The organism is Xanthomonas floridensis (assembly GCF_001642575.1).
In the GTDB taxonomy this organism is placed as follows: domain Bacteria; phylum Pseudomonadota; class Gammaproteobacteria; order Xanthomonadales; family Xanthomonadaceae; genus Xanthomonas; species Xanthomonas floridensis.
Window position 1 is genome coordinate 88,523 of record NZ_LXNG01000034.1, and the last position, 24,120, is coordinate 112,642.

23 protein-coding genes are annotated in these 24,120 nt (G+C 67.2%); 14 read left to right on the forward strand and 9 right to left on the reverse strand.

Annotated features, from left to right (window positions below; genetic code table 11):
* The first annotated feature begins 316 nt into the window (after window positions 1–316).
* Window positions 317–745 carry a hypothetical protein gene (locus A7D17_RS17090; RefSeq protein WP_064510187.1) on the forward strand — a complete coding sequence of 143 codons (429 nt, stop codon included), beginning with the start codon at window positions 317–319 and terminating at the stop codon, window positions 743–745.
* Window positions 746–987: 242 nt separating this feature from the next.
* Here the strand turns inward: A7D17_RS17090 and A7D17_RS17095 are convergent, their stop codons facing one another.
* Window positions 988–1,467 carry an Lrp/AsnC ligand binding domain-containing protein gene (locus tag A7D17_RS17095; protein ID WP_005992148.1) on the reverse strand — a complete coding sequence of 160 codons (480 nt, stop codon included), beginning with the start codon at window positions 1,465–1,467 and terminating at the stop codon, window positions 988–990.
* Window positions 1,468–1,614: 147 nt separating this feature from the next.
* On the opposite strand from A7D17_RS17095, the gene A7D17_RS17100 reads away from it, so the two are divergent.
* Together A7D17_RS17100 and alr are read left to right on the forward strand one after the other, a co-directional pair.
* Window positions 1,615–2,904 (forward strand): D-amino acid dehydrogenase, encoded by a 1,290-nt coding sequence (locus A7D17_RS17100; protein ID WP_064510188.1) that lies wholly within the window; start codon window positions 1,615–1,617, stop codon window positions 2,902–2,904.
* Complete coding sequence (gene alr, locus A7D17_RS17105) at window positions 2,904–4,004, forward strand: alanine racemase (RefSeq protein ID WP_064510189.1); 1,101 nt, start codon at window positions 2,904–2,906, stop codon at window positions 4,002–4,004. Before A7D17_RS17100 ends, alr begins: the two co-directional genes overlap by 1 nt.
* Window positions 4,005–4,188: 184 nt before the next feature.
* Here alr and A7D17_RS17110 read toward each other — a convergent pair whose 3' ends face one another.
* Window positions 4,189–4,764 carry a DUF3016 domain-containing protein gene (locus A7D17_RS17110; RefSeq protein ID WP_064510190.1) on the reverse strand — a complete coding sequence of 192 codons (576 nt, stop codon included), beginning with the start codon at window positions 4,762–4,764 and terminating at the stop codon, window positions 4,189–4,191.
* 248 nt (window positions 4,765–5,012) lie between these two features.
* On the opposite strand from A7D17_RS17110, the gene A7D17_RS17115 reads away from it, so the two are divergent.
* The 5 genes from A7D17_RS17115 (at window position 5,013) to A7D17_RS17135 (ending at window position 9,850) form a co-directional block, all read left to right on the forward strand.
* On the forward strand, window positions 5,013–5,459 hold the full coding sequence (locus A7D17_RS17115; RefSeq protein ID WP_064510191.1) for a hypothetical protein: 447 nt from the start codon (window positions 5,013–5,015) through the stop codon (window positions 5,457–5,459).
* Window positions 5,446–5,736, forward strand: a complete 291-nt coding sequence (locus A7D17_RS17120; RefSeq protein WP_064510192.1) for a hypothetical protein — start codon at window positions 5,446–5,448, stop codon at window positions 5,734–5,736. The genes A7D17_RS17115 and A7D17_RS17120 overlap by 14 nt, the downstream gene beginning before the upstream one ends.
* A 125-nt stretch (window positions 5,737–5,861) precedes the next feature.
* Window positions 5,862–7,895 carry a hybrid sensor histidine kinase/response regulator gene (locus A7D17_RS17125; protein ID WP_064510193.1) on the forward strand — a complete coding sequence of 678 codons (2,034 nt, stop codon included), beginning with the start codon at window positions 5,862–5,864 and terminating at the stop codon, window positions 7,893–7,895.
* A gap of 223 nt (window positions 7,896–8,118) precedes the next feature.
* A complete protein-coding gene (locus A7D17_RS17130) occupies window positions 8,119–8,424 on the forward strand; it encodes a DUF3247 family protein (protein WP_064510194.1) in 306 nt (101 codons plus the stop codon).
* Between the two features lie 88 nt (window positions 8,425–8,512).
* On the forward strand, window positions 8,513–9,850 hold the full coding sequence (locus A7D17_RS17135) for a PQQ-dependent sugar dehydrogenase (RefSeq protein WP_064510195.1): 1,338 nt from the start codon (window positions 8,513–8,515) through the stop codon (window positions 9,848–9,850).
* A 431-nt stretch (window positions 9,851–10,281) separates the two neighbouring features.
* Here A7D17_RS17135 and A7D17_RS17140 read toward each other — a convergent pair whose 3' ends face one another.
* On the reverse strand, window positions 10,282–10,542 hold the full coding sequence (locus A7D17_RS17140) for a hypothetical protein (protein WP_082862103.1): 261 nt from the start codon (window positions 10,540–10,542) through the stop codon (window positions 10,282–10,284).
* A gap of 147 nt (window positions 10,543–10,689) precedes the next feature.
* On the opposite strand from A7D17_RS17140, the gene A7D17_RS17145 reads away from it, so the two are divergent.
* Genes A7D17_RS17145 through A7D17_RS17155 form a run of 3 tightly spaced genes read left to right on the forward strand, consistent with a single transcriptional unit; the run spans window position 10,690 to window position 13,144 of the window.
* On the forward strand, window positions 10,690–11,757 hold the full coding sequence (locus A7D17_RS17145) for a class I SAM-dependent methyltransferase (RefSeq protein WP_064510196.1): 1,068 nt from the start codon (window positions 10,690–10,692) through the stop codon (window positions 11,755–11,757).
* The gene (locus A7D17_RS17150) at window positions 11,754–12,467 is read left to right on the forward strand and encodes a pseudouridine synthase (RefSeq protein WP_064510197.1); all 714 of its coding nucleotides are present in this window, start codon (window positions 11,754–11,756) and stop codon (window positions 12,465–12,467) included. Before A7D17_RS17145 ends, A7D17_RS17150 begins: the two co-directional genes overlap by 4 nt.
* Window positions 12,464–13,144, forward strand: coding sequence for an HAD family hydrolase (locus tag A7D17_RS17155; RefSeq protein WP_064510198.1), 681 nt, complete (start codon window positions 12,464–12,466; stop codon window positions 13,142–13,144). The genes A7D17_RS17150 and A7D17_RS17155 overlap by 4 nt, the downstream gene beginning before the upstream one ends.
* Before the next feature lie 437 nt (window positions 13,145–13,581).
* Here A7D17_RS17155 and A7D17_RS17160 read toward each other — a convergent pair whose 3' ends face one another.
* A complete protein-coding gene (locus tag A7D17_RS17160; RefSeq protein WP_064510199.1) occupies window positions 13,582–14,388 on the reverse strand; it encodes an SDR family oxidoreductase in 807 nt (268 codons plus the stop codon).
* Between the two features lie 243 nt (window positions 14,389–14,631).
* On the opposite strand from A7D17_RS17160, the gene A7D17_RS17165 reads away from it, so the two are divergent.
* Together A7D17_RS17165 and A7D17_RS17170 are read left to right on the forward strand one after the other, a co-directional pair.
* On the forward strand, window positions 14,632–17,235 hold the full coding sequence (locus A7D17_RS17165) for a TonB-dependent receptor (RefSeq protein ID WP_082862104.1): 2,604 nt from the start codon (window positions 14,632–14,634) through the stop codon (window positions 17,233–17,235).
* Window positions 17,235–18,644 (forward strand): CehA/McbA family metallohydrolase domain-containing protein, encoded by a 1,410-nt coding sequence (locus tag A7D17_RS17170; protein ID WP_064510201.1) that lies wholly within the window; start codon window positions 17,235–17,237, stop codon window positions 18,642–18,644. The genes A7D17_RS17165 and A7D17_RS17170 overlap by 1 nt, the downstream gene beginning before the upstream one ends.
* 112 nt (window positions 18,645–18,756) lie before the next feature.
* Here A7D17_RS17170 and A7D17_RS17175 read toward each other — a convergent pair whose 3' ends face one another.
* The 5 genes from A7D17_RS17175 to A7D17_RS17195 form a co-directional block, all read right to left on the reverse strand.
* A complete protein-coding gene (locus A7D17_RS17175) occupies window positions 18,757–19,317 on the reverse strand; it encodes a DUF1415 domain-containing protein (RefSeq protein ID WP_064510202.1) in 561 nt (186 codons plus the stop codon).
* Between the two features lie 154 nt (window positions 19,318–19,471).
* Complete coding sequence (locus A7D17_RS17180; RefSeq protein WP_064510203.1) at window positions 19,472–20,302, reverse strand: alpha/beta hydrolase; 831 nt, start codon at window positions 20,300–20,302, stop codon at window positions 19,472–19,474.
* The gene (locus A7D17_RS17185) at window positions 20,286–22,019 is read right to left on the reverse strand and encodes an ATP-binding response regulator (protein WP_064510204.1); all 1,734 of its coding nucleotides are present in this window, start codon (window positions 22,017–22,019) and stop codon (window positions 20,286–20,288) included. The genes A7D17_RS17180 and A7D17_RS17185 overlap by 17 nt, the downstream gene beginning before the upstream one ends.
* Window positions 22,012–22,476, reverse strand: coding sequence for a hypothetical protein (locus A7D17_RS17190; RefSeq protein ID WP_064510205.1), 465 nt, complete (start codon window positions 22,474–22,476; stop codon window positions 22,012–22,014). Before A7D17_RS17190 ends, A7D17_RS17185 begins: the two co-directional genes overlap by 8 nt.
* Before the next feature lie 154 nt (window positions 22,477–22,630).
* Entirely contained in the window at window positions 22,631–23,116 is a 486-nt protein-coding gene (locus tag A7D17_RS17195; protein WP_064510206.1) for a YajQ family cyclic di-GMP-binding protein, read from the reverse strand.
* Between the two features lie 106 nt (window positions 23,117–23,222).
* Here A7D17_RS17195 and A7D17_RS17200 point away from each other — a divergent pair, with 106 nt between their 5' ends.
* Window positions 23,223–24,119, forward strand: a complete 897-nt coding sequence (locus tag A7D17_RS17200) for a DMT family transporter (RefSeq protein WP_064510207.1) — start codon at window positions 23,223–23,225, stop codon at window positions 24,117–24,119.
* Window position 24,120 lies beyond the last annotated feature (1 nt).

Below are 24,120 nucleotides of genomic sequence, written 5' to 3' on the forward strand. Positions count from 1 at the left end.
ATCGATGTCGTGGGTGCGCTTGGCGTCGGGCTCGCAACGGTGGATCGCGTCCTTGCCGGACGCACAAATCGCTTGCCGCTGCCTGGGGCGATTGCGCAGGCCGCCCGCGCCCTCACGCGTCCGGCGACCATCGGCGCGCCGTTGGCGCTGAGCGCCTGGGCCCGCCACGTGCCTGCCGCACCCTCGGGGCGGGTCCACAGCACATGGCACTCGCTGCGTGGGCCGACCAATTCAGCTCCAGGCCGGCGTGGGCATTGTCGCGGCACCGCGGTGCCCCCATCACTTGAGCAATCCCTGAGCGATAGGCGGTGCCGTCATGGCAACCCATTCCGTAACGCGCGCGATGATGCTGGCCGGCCTGCTCGGCATGGCCGGTGCGGCGCTGGCGCAGTCGGCGACCAGTACGCGCTCGTCCAATACCTTGCAGCCCATCGCCACCCCGGCACCGGCGCAGCCCAAGGTGACGCCGCCGCGTGCGCTGCAGCCGTCCAATACGTTGAGCCCGGTGCCTTCCCAGTTGAGCCAGCGCCCAGCCGCACCCAGCATTCCCACCCGCGGCCCGGCGGGCACGCCGGTTGCTCCGGCGGGCAGCGAGGTGCCCACGGCCACGCCGATGGTCTATGACCGCAATGGCCGGCTGCTACAGGGCATGCAGCCGGCCGGTCCCAACCGGGTGCTGGATACCAAGACCGGGCGCTACTACGACGCAGTACCGGCCGGCGACGGCATGCGCGTGGTGCGCTGACCACTGCGCTGCCAGCCGCACGCGACCGTCCGACGCGCTGCGGCGCGTCGGTGCAGCGCCCAAAGGCATTCAATGGGCGAACCTGCCCGCGCGGCGCAATGGTGGCCACCGGTCTCCCGAGAACCGATCGGATGTCGCCACCTTCAGCTGGTTCCAGCCCCCCTGCCTCCAGCGCCCTCCCAGCAGGCATCGCGACCGCTGCGACCTGCAACGCACCATCCGCCAATCCCGAATCCCGGATCTCAGCCCTCAATCGGCAACGCCAGGGTCTCCTTGACCTCTTCCATCACGATGTAGCTCTTGGATTCGCGCACATGCGGCAAGGTCAGCAAGGTGCTGCCAAGCAGCTTGCGGTAGGACGCCATCTCGCTGATGCGCGCCTTGAGCAGATAGTCGAAATCGCCGGAGACCAGATGGCACTCCAGCACGTTGGGCAGCTTCAGCGCGGCGCGGCGGAATTCCTCGAAGATGTCGCCGGACTTGTAGGCCAGGCTGATCTCCACAAACACCAGGAGGCTGGCCTTGAGGTAGTGCGGGTCCAGCCGCGCGTAGTAGCCGGTGATGGCGCCATCGCGCTCCAGGCGGCGCACGCGTTCGGTGCACGGCGTGGTCGACAGACCGACGCGTTCGCCGAGTTCGGTAAACGAAATGCGCCCCTCCTGCTGCAGGATGCGCAGGATCTTGCGGTCGATCTTGTCCAGTTCGCGCGCGCGGGTGGCCATGGGGTTTGTCTCCACAAGTTTTGGCAGGAAGTTTCACTGCAAAGGCAGCCGGATTCCAGAAATCGCACTGCCTGGCTCGCAATATACTGCGGCTAACTGTATCCCGCAGCGTCTGGTTGTGGGGGAATACCCTTTCAGGAGAGCGACATGCGGGTGCTCATTCTCGGTAGCGGCGTCATCGGCACCACCAGCGCGTGGTATCTGGCTCAGGCCGGCTGCGAGGTCACCGTGGTCGACCGCCAACCGGCAGCGGCGCTGGAGACCAGCTACGCCAATGCCGGCCAGCTCTCGTTCGGCTACACCTCGCCGTGGGCCGCACCCGGCGTGCCCGGCAAGGCGATGAAGTGGCTGTTCGAACAGCATGCGCCGCTGTCGATCCGCCCCACCCGCGACCTGCGCCAGCTGGCGTGGCTGAGCCAGATGCTGCGCAACTGCACCGCCGAGCGGTATGCGGTGAACAAGGCGCGCATGGTGCGCATGTCCGACTACAGCCGCGACTGCCTCAATGCATTGCGTGCCGACACCGGCATCGAATTCGAAGGCCGCCAGCTTGGCACCACCCAACTGTTCCGCACCCAGCAGCAACTGGACGCCGCCGCGCAGGACATCGAGGTGCTGGCCCAGTACGGCGTGCCGTACGAGCTGCTGAGCCCGGCGCAGATCGCCCAGTACGAACCCGGGCTGGCCGGTGGCGGCGCGCAGATGGCCGGCGCGCTGCGTCTGCCCGAAGACCAGACCGGCGACTGCCGGCTGTTCACCCAGCGCCTGGCCGAGCTGGCCGCGCAGGCCGGGGTGCAGTTCCGCTATGGGCAGCAGATCGAGCGGCTGCAGCATGCCGGCGGTGAGATCACCGGCGTGCAGATCGATGGCCGCATCGAGACCGCCGACCGCTACGTGCTGGCGCTGGGCAGCTATTCGGCCGACCTGCTGCTCTCGCTCGGCCTGCATCTGCCGGTCTACCCGCTGAAGGGGTATTCGCTGACGATTCCGATCCGCGATGCGCAGCGTGCGCCGACCTCCACGGTGCTGGATGAAAGCTACAAGATCGCGCTGACCCGTTTCGACGACCGTATCCGCGTCGGTGGCATGGCCGAGGTGGCTGGCTTCGATCTGTCGTTGAATCCGCGCCGGCGCGCCACGCTGGAAATGGTGGTCAACGACCTGTATCCCGGCGGCGGCGATCTGGCCCATGCCGAGTTCTGGACCGGCCTGCGCCCGGCCACGCCGGACGGCACCCCGGTGGTGGGCGCCACCCCGTTTGCCAACCTGTTCCTCAATACCGGCCACGGCACGCTGGGCTGGACCATGGCCTGCGGCTCCGGACGCTATCTGGCCGACCTGATGCAGGGCCGCACGCCCGAGATCGATACCGAGGGGCTGGACGTGTTCCGCTACCTGTCGCCGCGCAGCGCGCGCGCGCAACGGGAGGCCGCGTAGTGCGTCCTGCGCAAGCATTGATCGACCTGGACGCGCTGCGTCACAACTACCGCCTGGCCAAGCAGTTGGGTGGTAGCAAGGCGCTGGCGGTGGTGAAGGCCGATGCCTATGGCCACGGTGCGGTGCGCTGTGCGCAGGCACTGGAGCCGGAAGCCGACGGCTTTGCGGTGGCCTGCATCGAAGAAGCGCTGGAACTGCGCCAGGCCGGCATCCGTGCGCCGATCCTGCTGCTGGAAGGCTTTTTCGAACAGGACGAGCTGCGCCTGATCGCCGAGCACGATCTTTGGACGGTGGTGTCCACCCCGCAGCAGGTGCGCGCGCTGGCCGAGTTCCAGAGCCCGCGGCCGCTGCGCATCTGGCTGAAGCTGGATAGCGGCATGCACCGGCTTGGCCTGTCGCCGGAGGATTTTCGCGCCGCCTGGCTGCGCCTGCACGGGCTGCCGCAGATCGCCTCGGTGGTGTTGATGACCCACCTGGCGCGCGCCGACGAACTGGAGTGCAGCCGCACCGACGAACAGGCGGTGGCCTTTGCGCTCACCGCCGGCGGCATGCGTGCGGAAACCAGCATCCGCAATTCGCCCGGCCTGCTCGGCTGGCCGGCGCTGCGCAACGACTGGTCGCGCCCGGGGCTGATGCTGTACGGCGCCAACCCGTTTGCGCACGACACCGAGCTGACCGCGCAGCTGCGCCCGGTGATGACGCTGCGCTCGCGGATCATCTCAGTGCGCGAGCTGCCGGTTGGCGAGCCGGTGGGCTACGGCGCCCGCTTCGTGGCCGAGCGGCCAACCCGCGTAGGCGTGGTGGCGATGGGCTATGCCGACGGCTACCCGCAGTTCGCGCCCAATGGCACCCCGGTGCTGGTGGATGGCCAGGTCTGCCCGTTGATCGGGCGGGTCTCCATGGACATGCTCACGGTGGATCTGACCGATCATCCGCACGCCGATATCGGGACGCCGGTGCAACTATGGGGCGACGCCCCACGCCCCGGCACCCTGGCCGCGCACTGCAATGTCAGCGCGTATCAGCTGCTGTGTGGCGTGAAGCGGGTGCCGCGCGTCTATGTGGACGGAGCGGCGCCGGGAGAGGTTGCAGCGCGGTAAGGAGAAGTTGCAGCACGGTAATCTGCATTCCTTCTCCCAGCGGGTCATTGTCCTCCCTCATGGGAGAAAGTGACGCGCAGCGCCGGATGAGGGTATGTGCGCAGCCTCATGCGGTTGGACGTAGCGAGGGCTTCGCCGCGTACCCCCAACCCCCCTCCCGGCGGGCGAGGGGCTTTGGCGCCACCTACAACCCGGCGGTACTGCGATCGCCACGGAATTGCTTGCGCACCCAGTCGTCGATCATCGCTTTCTCAAAGCGCAGCGGATCGCTGTCGGTCAGCCGCGGGCCACTCATCAGGAACGCAGAATCCACCAGTTTTCGCTCGCCCTGGTCGATCACCCGGCCATCGGCGGCGGTGAGCGTGTAGGTGAAACTCAGGCGCGGCGGATAGATGTCCTTGACCACGCGCACGTCCTGCAACCGCGGGCCATGCCAGGGCTCGTACTGGCCAGCGCGGCAGATGTCGGTAATGGTCACGCTCAGGTGCTGGCCTTCGGGCAGCTGGCGCGCGGCGCTTTGCCGGAAATGGGTCGCCAGCTGGGTGACCCAATCGCCGCGCTGCGCTTCCCAGCGATTGCCGCTGAAACGGATATCGGAAAACGCGGCCGGGTCGGTCCAGCGCACATCCACCTTGCCATCGCTGGAAAGCGCACGTGGCGCCTCGGGGTCGGTGACGTTGCGGACGCGGGCCTGGACGCCGGTGGCGGCAAGCAACCCCGCCAGCAACAGGCCGGCGCCGGAAACACTGGAACGTTTCATGGAAAGCCTCCAAGCGTGCGGTACATCGCGTACCGTGCGTCCGTGCAGTGTGGGGGCGCACGGGAAGGCCCGCAACGCGCTCAATGCCCGGGCTGGCATGGCGTTGCCGCCCGGTTAATCCGCGCCCTGGACGCCGTGACGGTGGGTTCACCGCGCCTGCGCCTGCGCTTCACGGCTTGGCCCGGAAGATCAACGACATGGACACCCACTCTTACCGCACAAAGTCAGCTTCTTCGGCGCCGGCGCATATGCCGGCGGACGTGCGCCTGCAGTTCATCGACTGGGCAAAGCAGCATGGCCACAACCCTGCGACCGGGGCCGCCGCCTTCGTCGCCCTGCAGAGCGAGGTGGACCTGGATCTGGCCACCCGCACGCTGCGGCTGGACCCGGGTGCAGACCCGCGGGATGCCCTGCGCGACCACCTGGCCGCGCTGGCACGCCAGGTCGATGTGGCGGTGCAGTTTCCGCCGGTCTATGCCTACACCGCTGCGACTGGCCTGGAATACCGCTATTCGTTGATGCTGGTCATCGCCGAGGACTGCGTCGAGTGGACCGGGCGGGTCTGGCAGGACCTGGACTACCAGGGAATGCTCACCGGCCGCGGGCAGGGACCGCGTGCCAACTACACCCAACTGGCGCGCATGGCGCTGGAACACGAGCTTGATCAGGAGCGTCCCCGTTATGTCCAGGCATGAACTAGAGCTGGAGTTGCCCCTCGCCGCGCAGGTCGCCGCCGCCGAGGATGGCTTCAGCCAGCGCTGCCGCAGCGAATGCGCCGAATTGGGCTTGTCGCGGGTACGGTTGCTGCTGCTGGATGCCGACTATGCCCGCTCCACCGCCTGGCGCGAGGAAGCGCAGCGCTGGATGGACGAGCAGCTACGCCGCGAAGGGGAATGGGTGTTTCGCGGCGTGATTGCCGGCATCGTGGTGTTGGCGAGCTGTATCGCCCTGGCCGCTGCCACGTTGTGGTGACACTCCGGAAGCCCGGCGCTCCCGGGCCGCAGGTAACCGATCCGTGATTGCTGTCGGCCGCCTGTGCACCCGCTGACGACATCGGGCATGGTTTCATCTGCCCGTCATCCGCTCCGGCAGCATCCGTGGTTTCCGATTTGAGCACTTCCAGCCCCAGTTCCGATCTGGCCGCCGCGTTGCCGGCCGCCATCGCCGAGCCCTTCCTCGACCCGGCGATGTACCACGAGATCTTTCACAATATCGATGCGGGCTTCTGCGTCATCGATCTGGTGTTTGATGGTGACCACGCGGTTGACTACATCATCCGTACGACCAATGGCGCCTTCGAGCGCTACACGGGGCTGTCGAACGCACTGAATGTTTCCATCCGCGACATGCTGCCCGAGCATGAGCAGGAATGGTTCGACCGCTACGGGCAGGTGGCCCGCTCCGGCAACCGCATCCACTTTGAAATGCAGGCCAAGGCGCTGCGCCGCTGGTACTCGGTGGACGCGTTCCGGGTGGGACAGCCGGAACAGGCACGGGTGGCGGTGTTGTTCATGGACATCACCGAGCGCAAGCGCGTGGAGCGCGAGCTGGCCGAAAGCGAGGCGCGCTTCAGCGCGTTGGCCGACGGCCTGCCGATGCCGGTCTGGGTGCTGGATGCGCAGGGCGTGGTGCGCTTCGTCAACAGCGCCTACGGCGAATTCTTCGGCCTGGATATCTCTAGCGGCACGGTGTCGGCGTGGAGCGAGTTGCTGCATCCGGATGACCTGCCGATCTTCCAGTTCGAGCTGTCTGCCGCACTGGAAGAGCAGCGCGGGCTGCGTGCGCTGGTGCGCGCGCGCCGTCACGACGGCCAATGGCGCTGGATCGAAATGACCGCCACGCCGCGCTATTCGGCCGACGGGCGCTTCATCGGCCTGGCCGGCAGCAGCCCGGACGTGACCGAGCAGCGCGAGATCGAACTGGCGCGTGAGCAGCTGCTCGAATCCGAGCGCAGCGCACGTAACGAAGCCGAAAGCATGGCGCGGCTCAAGGATGAGTTCCTGGCCACCTTGTCGCACGAACTGCGCACGCCGCTGACCACCATCCTGGGCTGGAGCGAGTTGTTGCTGCAGCGGGTCGAAGAAGGGCATGCCAACTACAAGGGCCTGTCGGTGATCGCCAGCAGCGCACGCGCGCAAAAGCGGCTGATCTCGGACATGCTCGATCTGAGCAGCATGTTGCTGGGCAAGGTGCAGCTGGAAGTCGAATCGCTGGATCTGGCCGAGCAGGTGCGCGAAGCGCTCAACACCCAGGAACTGGCCGCCGAAGGCAAGGACCAGATCCTGCAACTGCATGCGCCGTCCACGCCGTGCCTGGTGCTGGGCGATGCCACGCGGTTGCAGCAGGTGCTATGGAATCTGCTCTCCAACGCGATCAAGTTCACCCCGGCACATGGCCGCATCGATGTCAGCATCGAGCGCGACGACGGCCATCTGCTGGTGGCAGTGCGCGATTCCGGCGACGGCATCGCCGCCGAATTCCTGCCGCATCTTTTCGGGCGGTTCCGTCAGGCCGACGGCACCACCACGCGGCAGCATGGCGGGCTGGGCCTGGGCCTGGCGATCGTGCAGCAGCTGGTGGAAATGCATGGCGGCCAGGTTGGCGCCACCAGTGGCGGCCGCGGCAAGGGCGCCACCTTCACCGTGCGCCTGCCCGAACATGTGCCCGACCAGGGCAAGCGGCCGCGGCGCGAGCTGCGCCGGCGGCTGATGTCCGAACAGATCGTCGAAGCCCGCGCGCTCAATGGCCTGCGCCTGCTGGCAGTGGAAGATCAACCGGACATGCTCGACTACCTGCGCCGGCTGCTCGAAGAGCAGGGCGCGGAGGTCGTCACCGCCGGTAGCGCCACCGATGCGCTGGCCTTGATCGATCATCGTGGCCACGCGCGCTTCGATGTGATGCTGACCGACATCGGCATGCCCGGCATGGATGGCTACGGCCTGATCCGTACCGTGCGCGAAAACCTGGGCCTGGACGCGCATGCCTTGCCGGCGGTGGCAGTCACCGCACTGGCGCGCGATGACGACCGCAAGCGCGCGCTGGATTCGGGCTTTCAGGAGCATCTGGCCAAGCCGTATAGCGTGGCGCAGCTGGTCACCGCAGTGCGCGCGGCGCGCGAAGTGGCCGAGTAAGGCAAGGCAGGTCACGGGAGGTGTACAGCAATCGTCGCGCACCTGGGTCGGCCATGTGGCGTCAGTGATGTGTCCAGTGATGTCTTTGCCCGAACGTTGCCGGGCGCACTGGCATGCCGCCTTTGCGTCATGCGGCGAGAGCTCGAGCGGGCAAGCAGCAGGTTTGCTGTGCCTTTCACGCACGCTGGCCTAGCGTGATGCTCCGCGCCGATGGATTGCCCCGATGCCCAAGTACGCCCCCCACGTGTATACCGAACAAGTGCAGATCGCCACCCTGGAGCATTGGGTCTCCCTGCTCGGTGGCCAGGAGCGGGTACGTGTTGAACTCGACGACGGCAGCCTGCTGAGCGGCACGGTCGCGGTGCGCCCCACCATCCAGACCTATCTCGACGACGGCGACAACGAGGGCCTCAATGGCCAGCTGCGACTGGATCAACTGGATGCGTCGCAGGAGCCCCACTGGATCTGGATGGACCGCATCGTGGCCGTGCATCCGCTACCGCCGGGTGCAGATCCACACGGCGTCTGACGCAGATGTCTTGACGATGTGTTTACTTCTCGCTGAGCTGTTGTCGGCATGATGACCGACCGTCGCAACGGTTCAGGAATCTTCCGCAATGAATGCACCCGTGTCCACGCTGGTTCGCTGGCCGCTGCCGCTGATGGTCATCGCCATTCTTGCCGGTTGCGGCGATACCGCCACGCTCGCCATCGAACAGGGGACCGGACCGGACCCGCAGCTGCCCGAACCGGTGAAACGCTTGATCCCCACGGTCAAGATCGCGCCAGTCAAGCGCTGGGCGGCCAATGCAAAGCCCATGGCTGCCGACGATCTGCAGGTCAGTGCGTTCGCGCGTGACCTGGATCACCCGCGCTGGGTGTACGTGCTGCCCAACGGCGATGTGCTGGTGGCCGAAACCGCCGAGCCGCCCAAGCCTGAAAATGCCGAGAGCGGTGGCGGTCTGCGCAAGAAGGTGCAGGGCGCGGTGATGAAAAAGGCCGGCGCGGTCGTGCCCAGCGCCAATCGCATCACCCTGCTGCGCGACGCCGATGGCGACGGCGTGGCCGAGGTCCGCACGCAATTCATCAGTGGGCTGTATTCGCCATTCGGCATGGCCCTGGTAGGCGATCGCTTCTACGTGGCCAATGCCGATGCGTTGGTGAGCTTCCCGTACATGCCCGGCGACACCCACATCACCGCCAAGCCCACCTTCGTGGCCAATCTGCCCGGCGGCTTGAACCATCACTGGACCAAGTCGCTGCTGGCGAGTGCGGATGGCAGCAAGCTGTATGTCGGCGTGGGGTCCAACAGCAACGTTGCCGAAAACGGCATGGAGGCCGAGCTCAATCGCGCCGCCATCCTGGAAATCGATCCGGCGACCGGCAGCAGCCGCGTGTTCGCCAGCGGCTTGCGCAATCCTGTGGGGACCGCATGGGAGCCGCAGAGCAAATCGTTGTGGGTGGTGGTCAACGAGCGCGACGAAATCGGCAGCGACCTGGTGCCGGATTACCTGACGTCGGTGCGCGATGGCGGTTTTTATGGCTGGCCCTACAGCTATTACGGGCAGCATGTGGACGAGCGGGTCCAGCCGCAGAACGCCGAGCTGGTGGCCAAGGCCATCAAGCCGGACTATGCGCTGGGCCCGCATACTGCCTCGCTGGGGCTGACTTTTGCCAACGGCACGCTGCTGCCGGAGCGCTTCCGCCAGGGTGCCTTTATCGGCCAGCACGGCTCGTGGAATCGCGACCCGCCCAGCGGCTACAAGGTGCTGTTCGTGCCGTTCGTGGGCGGCAGGCCCAACGGCGCTCCGATCACCGTGCTGGATGGATTCCTGGATGCCGAGGGCAATGCGCAGGGGCGTCCGGTGGGCGTGACCTCCGACAACACCGGCGCCTTGCTGGTGGCCGACGATGTGGGCAATGTGATCTGGCGCGTGACCCCGAAGACACGCTGAACCCGCGGACAGTTGGCCATGCAGGCAGGCAGCTGCGGTCTGCATGGGCCAACTCCTTTTCCCGCGGGACGTTGTCCTCCTTCATGGGCGCCACGGCGTCCCGCAGGGGCGAACGAGGACCTGTGCGCAGGCTGCACTCCTCCAGCGGGATGAGCATCTCTGGACCTGCTTCCTGATGCAGCACGCGCTATTTCCAACACCACAGGCCGCCATTCGACGTATTCGTCCATCCTCTTGGAGGGTGCATCTGGCGCAGACGTCTGCGCCAACGAGAGTCTGCGCGACAAAAAAACCGGGCAGATGCCCGGTTTTCGTTGACGCTGGCATGCCGGCAATCGCTCAGGCAGACGCTAGCGCGCATTGAAGATGCCGGTGCATCGGCACCCTTGACGTGAAACGTTTCAACACCTTGCACCCAACAACGTATCTGCTCAGCGTGGTGCTTCCGGTGACGCACTGAAACGACGCGCATAGCCACGCTCTTCGGTGATACGGCTGATGTCGTCGTCGGCCATTTCCGGCGCACCATAGACCGCATAGGCCACGCTGCCATCGTCGCGCTCGCCGACCTGGTGCAGGCGATAGCGAGGTCGGCCGGCGCCGGTATTTTCGGGGTAATGCATCGGTGGCGGGGTGTCGTCCAGATCCATCTCGCTGTTGTCGACGACTCCACCTACAAACAGGGCTCGCATCGCGTCTCTCCGGTGTGGGCGTGCTTCCAGCCTAGGCGGGCAGATGTTGCGTGGGCATCAATAGCCCGTATACACATTGGAAGGGCGGCCGCGGGCGGCTGGCACCGGTCCCTTACAATGGCGGCCCGTTCCCGACCCGATGATCCGATGGCTGGCCCGCACGATGCCCCGCTTCAAGCCCTGTTCCTGCCGTTCGCCCAGGGCGCGCTGCCATGGCCGCAAGGGCCGGTATTGTTCCTGCGTGCCCGCGATGGCGTTGCGCTGCGCGAACATGCCGCGGCCGATACGCTGATCTGCGAACAGAGCTTTCGCCCATTTGCGCAGGCGCTGGAGCATAGCGGCTGGCAGGTGCGCGAAGAGCGCGAGATCGAGGCCGACAGCACCCGCTATGCGCTGGTGCTGGTATTGCCGCCGCGTCAGCGCGACGAGGCGCGCGCGCTATTTGCGCGGGCGGTGGCATTGACCGCGCCGGGTGGGCGCGTGGTGGCCTGCCAGTCCAACAACGAGGGCGCGCGCTCCGGCGAGGCCGATCTGCGTCAGCTCAGCGGCCTGGCCGGCAGCCTGACCAAGTACCACTGCCGCACCTACTGGACCGCGCCGCTGCCGGCCGCCACCGATGCCGCGCTGCAGGCGCGCTGGGCCGCGCTGGATGCGCCGCGCAAGATCGTCGACGGGCGTTTCATCAGCCGCCCCGGCGTGTTCGCCTGGGATCGCATCGATCCGGCATCGGCGCTGCTGGTCGAGCATCTGCCGCCCACGCTGGCGGGGCATGGCGCCGACCTGGGGGCAGGCTTCGGTTACCTGTCGGCTGAAGTGCTGGCGCGCTGCCCCAAGGTCACCGCAGTGGACCTGTACGAAGCGGAAGCGCGCGCGCTGGATCTGGCACGGCGCAACCTGCAGGACAGCCCGCACCCGGCGCAGCTGCACTACCACTGGCGCGACGTCACCGCCGGGCTGGCGGCGCAGTACGATTTCATCGTCAGCAACCCGCCGTTCCACACGCCGTCGCGTGCCGATCGCCCCGATATCGGGCAGCGTTTCATCGCCGTGGCCGCGCAGGCGCTGCGTCCGGGCGGGCAGTTATTGCTGGTGGCCAACCGGCATCTGCCCTACGAACAGATCCTCAACGAAAGTTTCGGCCAGGTGCGCGTGGCCGCCGAGCGCGACGGCTTCAAGCTGATCGCCGCCACCCGCGGCCGTGGAGCGCGCGCATGAAGCTGGTCAAGCACATCGCCAACCTGGGCTACGGCAGCCGCAAGCAGGTGACCCAGCTGTTCCGCCAGGGCGCCATCACCGACGCGCAGGGCGAGGTGCTGTATGCCGACGATCAGGTGGAGCACGATGCCATCCGCATCGATGGCGAGCCGCTCGATCCGCCGCCGGGGTTCAGCCTGTTGTTGCACAAGCCCGGCGGCTACACCTGTTCGACCAAGGACACCGGCCGGCTGATCTATGAGCTGCTGCCACCGCGTTTCCGCCTGCGCGCACCGGTGCTGGCGCCGGTTGGCCGGCTGGACCGCGAGACCAGCGGCATGCTGCTGATGACCGACGATGGCGCGCTGCTGCACCGGATCATTTCGCCCAAGTCCTCGCTGGACAAGGTCTACGAGGTCACGCTGGCCGACGAACTGCGCGGTGACGAGGCGGCGCTGTTTTCCAGCGGCACGCTGTTGCTGGAAGGCGAGACTAGGCCGCTGTTGCCTGCCGAACTGGAGGTGCTTGGTCCACGCCAGGCGCGGCTGACCCTGCACGAAGGCCGCTACCACCAGGTGCGTCGCATGTTCGCTGCCGCCGGCAATCATGTGGTCGCCCTGCATCGCAGCCGTATCGGCGGGTTGTCGCTGGATGCGCTGCCGTCCGGGCACTGGCGCGCGCTGGAGGCGGCCGATTTGGAGGTGCTGTTCGGCCGCGGAGCTTCTGCATGACGCAGATCCCCCCATTGCCGTTCCGCCCGCAGGCGGTGATCTTCGACATGGATGGCCTGATGCTCGACAGCGAGCGCGCCATCACCGCCTGCCTGGCGCAGGCCGCCACCGACCAGGGCCTGCAGATCGAGCCGTCATTCTGGCTGCGCATGGTCGGCACCGGCGATGCGGCCTGCCGCCGGTTGCTGGGCGAGCGGGTCGGCGACACGGCTGCCGACACCATGCTGGCGCACGCGCAAGGGCTTTACGCCGCTGCGGTCGAATGCGGTATCCCGCACCGGCCCGGCATCATCGCGTTGCTGGACTACCTGGCCGCGCAGGGCATGCCGCGTGCGGTGGCCACCTCCACCCAGCGCCCGCTGGCGCTACGCAAGCTGGAGGCGGCCGATCTGCTGTGGCGCTTCGCGGCGGTGTGCACGGCCAGCGATGTGGTCCATCCCAAGCCCGCACCGGACATCTACCTGCTGGCTGCGCACACGCTGGCGGTGGACCCTGCGCACTGCCTGGTACTGGAAGACTCGCCCACCGGCGTGCGCGCCGCATTGGCGGCCGGCATGACCCCGATCCAGATCCCGGACCTGCTCGAGCCCGATGCCACGGTGCGCGCGCTCGGCCATCGCATCCTGCCTTCGCTGGGCGATGCGCAGCGCCTGCTGGAAGCGCAACTATCGGGCTGAGCAGCGTGTGTCTGTAAGCGACAGCGAGAGAGCATCCGGGCCGCAGCGTTCAAAGACAATGCGCAGCAACAGGCACTGGCGGTCAGTCCAAAATGCACTTGGGCGATCAGTGCACAACCATCAAAGCCCCTCTCTCACAAGGGCGAGAAGGCGTGGCGTGCGCGACATGAGTACGTGTGTCCTGGAGCTCCCGCGCCGCAAGTGCGCACCGGGGCGTTTGGGTGCAGGCACGAGCAAACCTACCCAACCCCCTCATGGACAACCAGAAAGGCGCAGCGACAGCGCACGTGGATGCACGACACGCGCACCGCAAGCCAAGCTCCCGCATCGCCGATACCAACGACTGCGGGGTGCATTGCGAAGCCCAGGGACCGACAAGCAAGCGCGGAACAGCGCATTGCAGACCGCAGCACCCAAGCCGCTTCAACAGCATGCCCTCATGCGTACTGCATCTTGCGCGACATGCCGCCATCGACAACGAAGTCCTGCCCGGTAACGAACCCCGACAGCTGTGGTGCCAGCAGATAGACCGCCAATTGCGCGATGTCTTGCGGGGTGCCCACCCGCCCGGCCGGATGCTGCGCATGGTCGCGCCGCGAGAGTTTGGGCGCACGCCGACGCTGCGGGGCGCGCCAGGCATCGGTGCTGATCCAGCCCGGGCTGATGCTGTTGACACGGACCTGCGGGCCTTCGCTCACCGCCAGCGCATGAGTGAAGGCGACCAGGCCGCCCTTGGCGGCCGCATAGGCTTCGCTGTGCGGCTCCGATTGCCAGGCGCGGGTGGAGGCGATGTTGACGATCGCGCCACCACCGGGCGCCTGCGTCAGCGCAGGCAGCGCGTGTTTACTGCACAGGAAGGCGCCGTGCAGGCTGGAAAGGCGGCGATTCCATGCATCCCAATCCAGCTGCGGCAACGCGGCGATATGCGGATCGGGCACGCCTGCATTGTTGACCAGGCCATCGATGCGGCCGAAGCGTTTGAGCGCGGTGGCGATCAGGCGCGCGGCGTGGGCTTGGCGCGCCGCATCGCAACGCACGAAGGCGCTGCGACGCGGCAGCGCCCATTCCTGCAGGCAGGCCTTGCCGGCTGCCGCGTCCAGGTCGCCGATCACCACGCTGCCGCCGGCCCCCAGCACCGCCTGCGCAATGCCGCGGCCGATGCCTTGCGCGCCGCCGGTGATCACCACCACACGGTCCTGCAGCGGTGACGGGTTCCAGGCGGAAACGGCGGGAATCAGCGACATCTGGGCATTACCGGCAATGAAGTCGCCAGCACTGTAACGCGCTGTCTGTCGTTGTCGCAGCAAGGCGCGTGCGCTAGCGGCCGTTATCGCGTTGCGCGAATGTCATCACCATTTCATACGAATTTCCTTTCATGTCGCGCGCCGACACGACAGCACCTGCGCAGTCCGGCTCCCCCACTACCCGGAAACCTCATGACCTCTTTTCCCGTGCATCCCGCGCGTCGGCCTCGCCATGCCGCGCTGATGCTCGCCGTTACTGCCGCGCTCATGTCCGTCGCCGCACAGGCACAGCAGGCGCCTGCCGCCGCGACGCAACCCACCGAGTTGGACAGCGTGCAGGTGCTTGGCAGCTACGCCTCCAGCCTGGAGCGCGCGCTCAACGACAAGCGCTATGCGCCGAGCGTGATCGACTCGATCGAAGCCGAGGACATCGGCAAGTTGCCTGCGCAGAACGTGGCCGAAGCCTTGCAGCGCCTGCCGGGCGTGACCATCGAGCGCGATCGCGGCGAAGGCGTGTATGTGCGTGTGCGCGGGTTGGGGCCGAGTTTCCAGGTCACCACGCTCAATGGCCAGACCATGGCGGTGAACGAGAACGTGCGCAATTCCGGCCAGACCGGCCGTCAGTTCCGCTTCGATACGCTGCCCGCCGAACTGGTGTCCGGGCTGGAGGTGATCAAGAGCCCCACCGCTGCGCTGGATGAAGGCGCCATTGGCGGCGTGGTCAACGTCAAGACGTTTCGCCCGCTGCAGCTGGGCAATGCCGAGACGCATTTGTCGGCCGAGCTCAGCCACCCGCAACTGGCCGATGAAAACGACCCGCGCGTCTCCGGCCTGTACAACTGGGTCAATGCCGACAAGACCCTGGGCGTGTTGTTTGCCGCCGCCTATGCCGAGCGCAGCCTGCGCCAGGACCGCGTCAACGAGACCTATTGGGAGCGCTACGCCGACGGCATCGACAGCAACGGCGATGGCCGCGCCGACACCGGTGCGATCTGGGCGCCTTCGGCGATCCGTCCGACCCTGGAGCTGGAGCATCGCAAGCGCATCGGCGTAGCCAGCTCGGTGCAGTTCAAACCCGGCGATGCGCTGGAGTTCAACCTGGATCTGTTCTACGCACGCCAGCAGGTGGACTACGACGAATTCGCAATCGGCACCGGGTGGGAGCCGGGCAACATGCGCAACCTCACCATCGCAGGCGATACGGTCACCGCATTCGACTACCGCAACGGCCAGGTGCAGCTCTCGCGCGAGACCTCGGGCATGACCGACGAAAACCGCAGCCTGCGGCTCAGCGGCGGCTGGCAGGGCGATGCGTGGAAGTTGCAGGGCACCGGTTTTCTGTCGCGTGCGCATAGCTGGAACGACGCTCCAATTCGCCGCACCCGCCTGCGTACCGGCGCCACAGTCGATCAGCGTGTCTCATTTCCACGCGCCTCCGGCGACAACGTGCCGAGCTGGGCCTTCACCGACGGCTACGACCCCACCGATCCGGCGCAGACGCCCGGCCGCCGCCTGGAGTGGCGGATCATCGATGCGGTGGATCGCGAACGTGCCCTCCAGTTCGATGCAGACCGCATGCTGGACGGCGGCTTCTTCAGTGCACTCAAGCTCGGCGCCAAGTACCGCAGCCGCGAGCGTCGCTACGACCGCACCGACCTGATCAACAACAGCATCGCCGGCAAGCGCTTTGACGCCAGCTATTTCTATCCGTCGCTGCCGGTCAACGACATGCTGGCCGGCGGCAACGGCCAGCTGCCGCTGCAATGGCTGGCACCACGCGAGGCGCCGTTCTGGGGCGACTGGCCCACCGGCGCGGATCTGGCCAACAGCCCCAGCAGCGATGACCTGCAGAATTCCTATCGCGTGCTCGAGGACATCAGCTCGGCGTACGTGATGGGCGAATTCGCCACGCCGCTGGCCGGTCACGAGTTGCGCGGCAATCTCGGCGTGCGCGGCGTGCACACCCAGCAGCGCACCGAAGGCCACGCCAACCTGGATGGCACCGCGCAGCCGGTGGTGTTCGAGCGCAGCTACAACGACGTGCTGCCGTCGTTGAATGTGGCGCTGGACCTGAGCCAGAGCATGGTGCTGCGCGGTGCCGCCGCCAAGGTGATCACACGCCCGGACCTCACCGACCTGTCGTCCAAGCTCACCTTCAATTCCAGCGGCGAAACGCTCACTGCCAGCGGCGGCAATCCGAATCTGGAGCCATTCGAAGCGCTGCAGTACGACCTCACCTTCGAGTGGTACACCTCACCTTCTTCGGCCCTGGTGGCCGGGGTGTTTTACAAGGACATCAGCCGGTTTGTGCAGACCCAGTTCTCCAACCTGGACTATCAGGGGCGCAGCTATCTGCTGTCGTCCAAGGTCAATGGCGGCAACGCCAGGGTGCAGGGCGTGGAGCTGGCCTGGCAGCAGGTGTTCCGCGGCCTGCCGGCGCCGTTCGATGGGCTGGGCATGCAGGCCAACTACACCTGGACCGATAGCCAGGCCAACTATGTCGATGGCACGCAGCACTTCCAGGATGCGCTGGAGGGTGTGGCCAAGAACAGCTACAACCTGGTCGGCTTCTACGAGAAGGGACCGTTGTCGATGCGGCTGAGCTACAGCTGGCGCGACGACATCGTCAACTCGGTGGGCACCGCCGATGTGGCGACCAACAACACACGCGCCTTCGGCACCCTGGATGGCAACCTCTCCTGGCAGATCAATCCCACCGTGGCGGTGTTCGTCAACGCCATCAACATCACCGGGCAAGTCCAGCACATGTACGTGGGCGAGCATCTGTTTTCCGGCTACACCGACTACGGGAGCACCTATTCGCTGGGCCTGCGGGCGAGCTTCTGATGCGCGCACTTGGCAAACCGATGGCGGCGCTCGCGATTGCGATCGCCTGCGCCGCCGGCGCCCATGCGGCGCAACCGCCCGGCAGCGACGATCAGCCGCACTGGCTGGCAGGCGATCACCACGTGCACAGCGAATGGAGCGTGACCTGGGACCGCTCCACCGCTCCGCCCACGCCGATCCGTGGCGGCGATTCGCCGTATACGCGTGAGCGCAATGCGCAGCAGGCGCTGGCCAATGGCCTGAGCTGGATCGTGCATACCGATCATGGCGGGCCAGGCCATTCGGTGGTAACGCGCGAGCAGGCCTGGCCGGCGTTGCAGCGTGCCCGGCGCACGGTGCCGCAGTTGATCCAGTTCCATGGCATGGAATTCGATGTGCCGGCAGCCGAACACGCCTCGTTGATCATCGCGCCCGGGCCGCACGAACAGGCGCAGCTGCAAGGGCTGGAACGCGACTACAACCGTGCCGAGCTGCTCGATGGCAGCACCCGCGATACCGAGCAGGCGATGCTGGATGCAGTGCGTGCGATGCAGGCGCTGCGCCCGCAGCCGGTGCTGATCGTCAATCATCCCTCGCGCACCGCCACCGCGCCGGGTCGCCGGGGCAAGGTGAGCCCTGCCGAACTACGCGCCTGGCAGGATGCCGCGCCGCAGGTGGTGATCGGCATGGAGGGCGCACCCGGCCATCAGGCCGACACGCAGCACCGCGGCCTGTACCGCAACGCGGCCGCGCCGACGCTGGGCGGCTTCGACCAGATGACCGCGCAGGTGGGCGGCGTGTGGGACGGGATGCTGGCCGAGGGCCGGCATTTCTGGATCACCGCCACCTCCGATTCGCACCGCAACTGGCGCGATGGCGGGGCCGAGTTCGATCCGGGCGAGTACAGCAAGACCTACGTCCTGGCCCGGCGTGATCCGGCCGACATCCTGCGTGCGCTGCGCGCCGGCAAGAGCTTTGCGGTGACCGGCGATCTGATCGATGCGATGGACCTGCAATTGCAGTCCACCGCTGCCGATGGCCGCATTGCCGGGTCCGCTGGCCTGGGCGAAACCTTGCGCATGGCAACCGCTGCATCGGCGCAGATTGCCTTGCGTCTGCACGAGCCGTCGCAGGCCAACCGCCACGGGCAACGCCCGCAATTGCAGCATGTCGATGTCATCGTCGGCACCACCGGCCATGACGGCGCGCTGCAGATGCAGGTGCAGCGCATCGAGCGCAACGCGTTGCGGCAACGCGATGGCTGGCTGGTTGCATCGATGGCCTTGCCGGATCTGTCGCGCGGCGGTTTCGTGCGCGTGCGCGGCAGCAGCACCGATCAGCAGGCACCGCTGCCGGACACTGCCGGGGAAGATCCGTGGCAGGACCTGTGGTTCTATTCCAACCCGGTATTCGTGGCGCCTGCGCGTTGACAGGCGGTTGGCGCGCAACGCGCAGCGCGTAGTGGCAGGTGCTGCCGGCGGTCCTGGCGTGGAGCAGATGCCGACGGTGGCAGCAGCAGGTGCTGCGCTGCGTGCGCCGCCCTCAGTGCTCGGCCCCGTTCAACACCCGCTCCCAGCCGGCATGGCCCAGCCGTTCCAGCGTGGCGATATTGCGTTCGACGATCACATCCGGGTCCGGGAACGCCGCCACCGCGCGCTCCACGCTGTCTTCGCGCAGCAGGTGCAGGGTGGGGAAGGGCGAGCGGTTGGTGAAGTTGGCCACATCGTCCGGCGCAGCACCGGCAAACTGATAATCGGGATGGAAGCTGGCCACCTGCAGCACACCCTGCAGATCCAGCGCTTCCACCGCCGCATCGGCGTTGTCGAGAAAGTCGTTGTAATCCAGGAAGTCGGTCAGCACGTCCGGGTGCACGATCAGCGTGGTGTCGATCTGCTCGGCCGGGGTGTCGCGCAACAGGACGAGCTCTTCGGCCAGTTGCTCCAGCAGTGCCTCCGGCGTGCTGGCGTCGCTGAGTACCAGGCGTACCTGTTCCTTGACGTACACCGCCTTTGCGAACGGGCACAGGTTCAGCCCGATCACAGCGCGCTCGATCCAGGTACGGGTGGCGGCCAGGGGATCGGGCAGGGTGGGCGTGGTGGTCATCGTGGCGGCGGCGTGATGGCGCGCCAGTGTATGCGATCGCTGCCGGCAGGGCCGCCGATGCCACGGTCGCGTCCAATCGCATTGTCCCCGGCCGACCGGTGCCGCAGGCGCAAGCGCATGGCGCCCGATCAGTCGCGGCTGTCGGCACTGCCAGCTAGCGCGGGTGGTTGTCACCGCCAAGCTGTCGACGCAGGAACTGCACCGACCTATGCGCCACGTGCTCGGCGATCGGGGACTTGTACGGCGAGCCGATGGCATGCGCGCCGCTGGCGAAGGCGATCGCCTGCTTGCGCGCTGGCGCCGTGCCCAGCGCCTCGAACATGGCCAGCATCGCCGGCACCGAGGAGATCGGGTCCTGCTCGCCATTGGGCGCGCGGTAGTAGCCCAGCATGACCGGGCAGTGCACCTGCGGCCACGGCGGGGAGGCCGCAAACAGGTTGCACAGACCACGCAGTGTGCGAAAGCCATCGGGATGGATGGTGTCCGACCAGCAGGCCTGCACTGCCGCGGTACGCGGGTACGGGTCGGTGACCGGCACCTGCGCCTCGCAGAGCCGATCCAGCAGGCCGGCGTTGACGGGCTGGATGCCGGGCGACCACGCCACCACCGCGGCAACCTGCTCGGGGCGCTGTGCGGCCAGCCATAGCGCCAGGCTGCCGCCCAGCGAGGAGCCGACAATGGCCACGCGCTCGCCCATGCGCTGCGCCTGGTCCAGCGCCTCCAGTGCCGAGGCCTGCATCGCGGCCGGGGTGAGCCCGGCCATGGCATCGGCTGCGCGCTGCCCATGGCCGGGCCAGCGGTGCACGTAGCCATTGGCGTCCAGCGCATCGGCCATCTGTTCGGGCAGCGCGCCGGCTTCGCCAGGGCTTGCGGAGAACCCGTGCAGGTACAGCAACGCCAGGTCGCGGCGTGTCGGCGTTGCGGTGCGCCAGTGCCAGCGCGCCGCATTGCCCGGTTTCAGGTCGGGGCTAGCGCTGTGCGGCATGCTGGGCAAGCAGCGCAAGCAGCTCGTGCGCGTTGATCGGCTTGGACAGGTAACCGGCCACGCCGGCAGCAGCGGCCTCGCGCATCGAATCGGTGCGCGTGTCGGCGGTCAGCACGATGATCGGCGGCAACCGGTCAATCGCATCGCGCGCCTGTCCCAGCGCGTCCCAGCCGGAGGTGCCGGGCATGTGCAGATCGAGAAAGACGATGTCCGGGCCGGCCTGGGCGATGCGCTGCACCGCATCGGTGCCATCGGCATGGAAGCTCACCCGGTGCCCGGCGCGGGTCAGCAGGTTGCCGATCACCAGGCGATTGGTATCCATGTCCTCGAACACCAGGCAATGCAGCGGCGGCACTGTCCGTGCGTGTTCGGCCAGCGCATCGCGCACATCGCGCGTGCGGCTGCTGTTGGCGGCGGCGGCCGGCAGCTCGAAGATCCAGCGGAAGATGCTGCCGCCGGCAGGGTTGTCGCTCACCGTCAGGCTGCCCCCCATCGCATCGGATACCGACAAGGCGATGTACAGGCCCAGGCCGACACCGCCTTCGGCACGGCTGAAGCCGGTGCTGAGCTGGGTGAACGGGGTGAAGATGTAGGCCTTCCTGTCGTCGGGCACGCCGATGCCGGTATCGGTGACGGTGGCCTCCAGCGTCCAGCGCCCATCGGCCTGGGTCGCCTCGATCAATAGCTCCACTGCGCCGCCGGCCGGGGTGAACTTGATCGCGTTGATGACCAGGTTGGTGATCACCTGCTCGATGCGGCCTTCGTCGCCTAGCAGGTAGGGTGTCTGGGCCGCTTCCATGCGCACGCCCAGCGACACGCCCTTGGTGGATGCGGCGGTCGCGCAGACCGCTTTGACGGTGGTCAGCACGTCCAGCATGCTCAACGGCTTGCTGTGCAATTGCAGGCGCCCGCCATCGATGCTGGCCACGTCCAGCACCTCGTTGACGCGGTGACGCAGGGCGGTGGCGTTGACCGTCACCGCCTGTATCAGATCGCGCTGTTCGGCCGGCATGGTGTCGGTGTCGATCAGCTGCGCGCAGTTGATGACGGCATTCAACGGCGTGCGCAATTCGTGGTTCATGGTGCTGATGAAACGGCTTTGCGCGTCGCGCGAGGCAAGCGCCTGCAATGCCACTTCCTGCATCGCGATCACGATGCGCGACACCAGCAGCGGCAGCACCATGCTCAACGCCACCGCATAGACAAAATACGCAGGCCGCGACAACCAGTAGCCGGCCGGTGCGGTCACCAGCATCAGCACGAAAGTGCTGAGCAGCACCGGCAAGGTGGCGCGTTGCCCGTAGCGCGCCACCGCGGCGATGGTGATGAACGGCAGGAAGGCGTTCAACGACATCAGCAGGATGAAGGCCTGGGAGGTCTGGATGCCGATGAACAGCAGGCTCATCGCAAAGCCCACCGCATCCAGCCATTCCCCCTGCGCGATGGTCTTGCGCCGCACCAGCACCATCCAGACCACCGAGATGACCCACAAGGCCACCGCGGTTGGAAACACCGCATGCGCATCCTTGACCAGCACCGGCTGCGGCCCATACAGCCAGCCCAGGCACCACAGCGTCACGATGGTCTGCACCACCACGCGGCCAACGCAGGCGCGGTATTCCAGAAAGGACTCGAGCAGCCGCACCAGTCTGTCGTTGCGCAACTGCCTGGCCGCCGGAATCAGGCCGGGCGCTGCGCGGTGGGAAGAGCTATGCATGAGGCTCCGCGTCGTCGAGAGGAAGGGTGCGCCGGTACTGTCTGACCAGTAGACCAGCGGCGGTTGCCACTGCAGTGAAGCGGTGCGCAAGCGTGTCGCCGAAGGCGTCGCGCTCCACGTCGCTGCGCAGCTGGTCGCAGGCCTTGAGCAACTCCTGCGAGCCGGTCAGCGAAATGGTGTTCTTCAACGAGTGGATCTGTTCCAGCGCCTGCGCCTGGCTGCTGGCGGCATCGCCCAGCGTGCACTGCGCAATGGCGCGATCGATCTCCGCCGCAAACGCATCGGCGAAGGCGGCTGCCTCGGTCGGGTCCAGGCTCGCCATGGTGTGCAGCGTCGATCCGGCTTCGATCCGCGGCTGCGCATACGCCCGCGTGGCAGGCGCAGCGCTTGCGGCGCGCGTGCCTGCCTGCCGGAACGCGCGCAGGTGATGCAACAGGCTGGCGAGCAGGGCACGCATCGGGCGCCGCTACACCAGCCGCCCGGCGCGACGAGCGGAGCTGGCGGCCGCACGGCGCCTTTGGTCGCTGCCGCCGTGCGCATCACCCCAGCCCGAGCCTGGGCGCTGCACCGCCGGATCGATCACCGCCCCCACCGCCATCGTTGGGCTGCGCTCAATCGCGGAAGTTGTCGAACTGCAGCGGCAACTCGAAGTCGGCCTTCTTCAGCAGCGCGATCGCATCCTGCAGGTCGTCGCGCTTCTTGCCGGTCACGCGCAGCTTGTCGCCGTTGATCTGCGCTTCCACCTTGAGCTTGGCTTCCTTGAGCTTGGCAACCAGCTGTTTGGCCTGCTTCTGCTCGATGCCCTGCTTGACGGTGACCTTCTGCCGCGCGCCGGCCAGGTTGGTTTCCACGTCGCCGAACTCCAGGCAGCGCACGTCGATGCCGCGCGCCAGCAGCCGCGCGCGCAGGATGTCGGTCATCTGCTTGAGCTGGAAGTCGCTGGGGGCGGACTGGTTGATCACCTTGCCGTCTTCCAGCTCGAACGTGGCCTCGACTCCCTTGAAGTCGAAACGCGTGTCCAGTTCGCGGTTGGCCTGGTCCACCGCATTGGTCAATTCGTGCTTGTCGACTTCGGACACCACGTCGAAGGAAGGCATGCAAGGCTCCTGCTGTCTGAATACAGCGGCCATTCTAGGCCATTGGCCGCGCTGCCCCGTGTCGGCGCATTGGCGGCCGGCGCGCTGCGGCGGCGATACTACGCCCATGCCCACTCCCCGTTCTCCGCTTCCCGCCATCGCCTGGATGGTGGCCGCCGTGGCCTGCTTCTCGTTGATGGACGCGGGAATGAAGCTGCTGTCGGCACATTACCCGCCGTTGCAGGTGACCCTGCTGCGCGGCGCGGCGTCGTTGCCGTTCGTGCTGGTGTGGGTGCTGGCCACCGCCGGGCCGCGCTCCATCGTGCCGGTGCGCTGGGGGCTGCACCTGCTGCGCGGGGTGCTGGGCATGGTGATGATCGGCTGCTTCGTCTACGGCCTGAAGCGGATGCCGTTGTCCACCGCCTACACGCTGTACTTCGTCGCGCCATTGCTGGTGGCGGCCTTGTCGGTGCCGCTGCTGGGCGAGCACGTCGGGCCGCGCCGCTGGACCGCGATTGGCATCGGCCTGGTCGGGGTGATCGTGGTGCTGCGCCCCGGCGTGGACGGGCTGATCTCGCTGCCTGGCCTGATGGTGCTGCTGGCGGCCACGGCTTACGCGGTGGCCGCGGTCACGGTGAGCCTGTTGACCCGCACCGACACCCCGCAGGCGATGGTGGTGTGGTTCCTGCTGTTCATGGCGATCGGCGCCGGGTTGCTGGCCATCCCCGGCTGGGTGCCGCTGCAGGGCGGCCATGCCTGGTTGATCGCCGGCATGGGCCTGGCCGGCGCGCTGGGCCAGATCGCGCTGACCCAGGCCTTCCTGCGCGGCGAGGCCTCGATGATCGCCCCGCTGGAATACAGCGGCCTGGTCTGGGTGATCGGCTGGGACTGGCTGCTGTGGCAGACCCTGCCCGACACCTGGACCTGGACCGGCGCCGGCATCATCGTCGCCAGCGGGCTGTACTTGTTGCGCCGGGAGCGGATACGGCAGGCCGACAGGCCGCCGCCGTTGGATAGGCCGTGAT

Excerpts from the sequence above, each read along its gene's own strand:
- A7D17_RS17090 (WP_064510187.1), top strand. The coding sequence starts at position 317 with ATGGCAACCCATTCCGTAACGCGCGCGATGATGCTGGCCGGCCTGCTC.
- A7D17_RS17095 (WP_005992148.1), bottom strand. The coding sequence starts at position 1,467 with ATGGCCACCCGCGCGCGCGAACTGGACAAGATCGACCGCAAGATCCTG.
- A7D17_RS17100 (WP_064510188.1), top strand. The coding sequence starts at position 1,615 with ATGCGGGTGCTCATTCTCGGTAGCGGCGTCATCGGCACCACCAGCGCG.
- A7D17_RS17110 (WP_064510190.1), bottom strand. The coding sequence starts at position 4,764 with ATGAAACGTTCCAGTGTTTCCGGCGCCGGCCTGTTGCTGGCGGGGTTG.
- A7D17_RS17115 (WP_064510191.1), top strand. The coding sequence starts at position 5,013 with ATGCCGGCGGACGTGCGCCTGCAGTTCATCGACTGGGCAAAGCAGCAT.
- A7D17_RS17120 (WP_064510192.1), top strand. The coding sequence starts at position 5,446 with ATGTCCAGGCATGAACTAGAGCTGGAGTTGCCCCTCGCCGCGCAGGTC.
- A7D17_RS17130 (WP_064510194.1), top strand. The coding sequence starts at position 8,119 with ATGCCCAAGTACGCCCCCCACGTGTATACCGAACAAGTGCAGATCGCC.
- A7D17_RS17135 (WP_064510195.1), top strand. The coding sequence starts at position 8,513 with ATGAATGCACCCGTGTCCACGCTGGTTCGCTGGCCGCTGCCGCTGATG.
- A7D17_RS17140 (WP_082862103.1), bottom strand. The coding sequence starts at position 10,542 with ATGCGAGCCCTGTTTGTAGGTGGAGTCGTCGACAACAGCGAGATGGAT.
- A7D17_RS17145 (WP_064510196.1), top strand. The coding sequence starts at position 10,690 with ATGGCTGGCCCGCACGATGCCCCGCTTCAAGCCCTGTTCCTGCCGTTC.
- A7D17_RS17150 (WP_064510197.1), top strand. The coding sequence starts at position 11,754 with ATGAAGCTGGTCAAGCACATCGCCAACCTGGGCTACGGCAGCCGCAAG.
- A7D17_RS17155 (WP_064510198.1), top strand. The coding sequence starts at position 12,464 with ATGACGCAGATCCCCCCATTGCCGTTCCGCCCGCAGGCGGTGATCTTC.
- A7D17_RS17160 (WP_064510199.1), bottom strand. The coding sequence starts at position 14,388 with ATGTCGCTGATTCCCGCCGTTTCCGCCTGGAACCCGTCACCGCTGCAG.
- A7D17_RS17165 (WP_082862104.1), top strand. The coding sequence starts at position 14,632 with ATGCTCGCCGTTACTGCCGCGCTCATGTCCGTCGCCGCACAGGCACAG.
- A7D17_RS17170 (WP_064510201.1), top strand. The coding sequence starts at position 17,235 with ATGCGCGCACTTGGCAAACCGATGGCGGCGCTCGCGATTGCGATCGCC.
- A7D17_RS17175 (WP_064510202.1), bottom strand. The coding sequence starts at position 19,317 with ATGACCACCACGCCCACCCTGCCCGATCCCCTGGCCGCCACCCGTACC.
- A7D17_RS17180 (WP_064510203.1), bottom strand. The coding sequence starts at position 20,302 with ATGCCGCACAGCGCTAGCCCCGACCTGAAACCGGGCAATGCGGCGCGC.
- A7D17_RS17185 (WP_064510204.1), bottom strand. The coding sequence starts at position 22,019 with ATGCATAGCTCTTCCCACCGCGCAGCGCCCGGCCTGATTCCGGCGGCC.
- A7D17_RS17190 (WP_064510205.1), bottom strand. The coding sequence starts at position 22,476 with ATGCGTGCCCTGCTCGCCAGCCTGTTGCATCACCTGCGCGCGTTCCGG.
- A7D17_RS17195 (WP_064510206.1), bottom strand. The coding sequence starts at position 23,116 with ATGCCTTCCTTCGACGTGGTGTCCGAAGTCGACAAGCACGAATTGACC.
- A7D17_RS17200 (WP_064510207.1), top strand. The coding sequence starts at position 23,223 with ATGCCCACTCCCCGTTCTCCGCTTCCCGCCATCGCCTGGATGGTGGCC.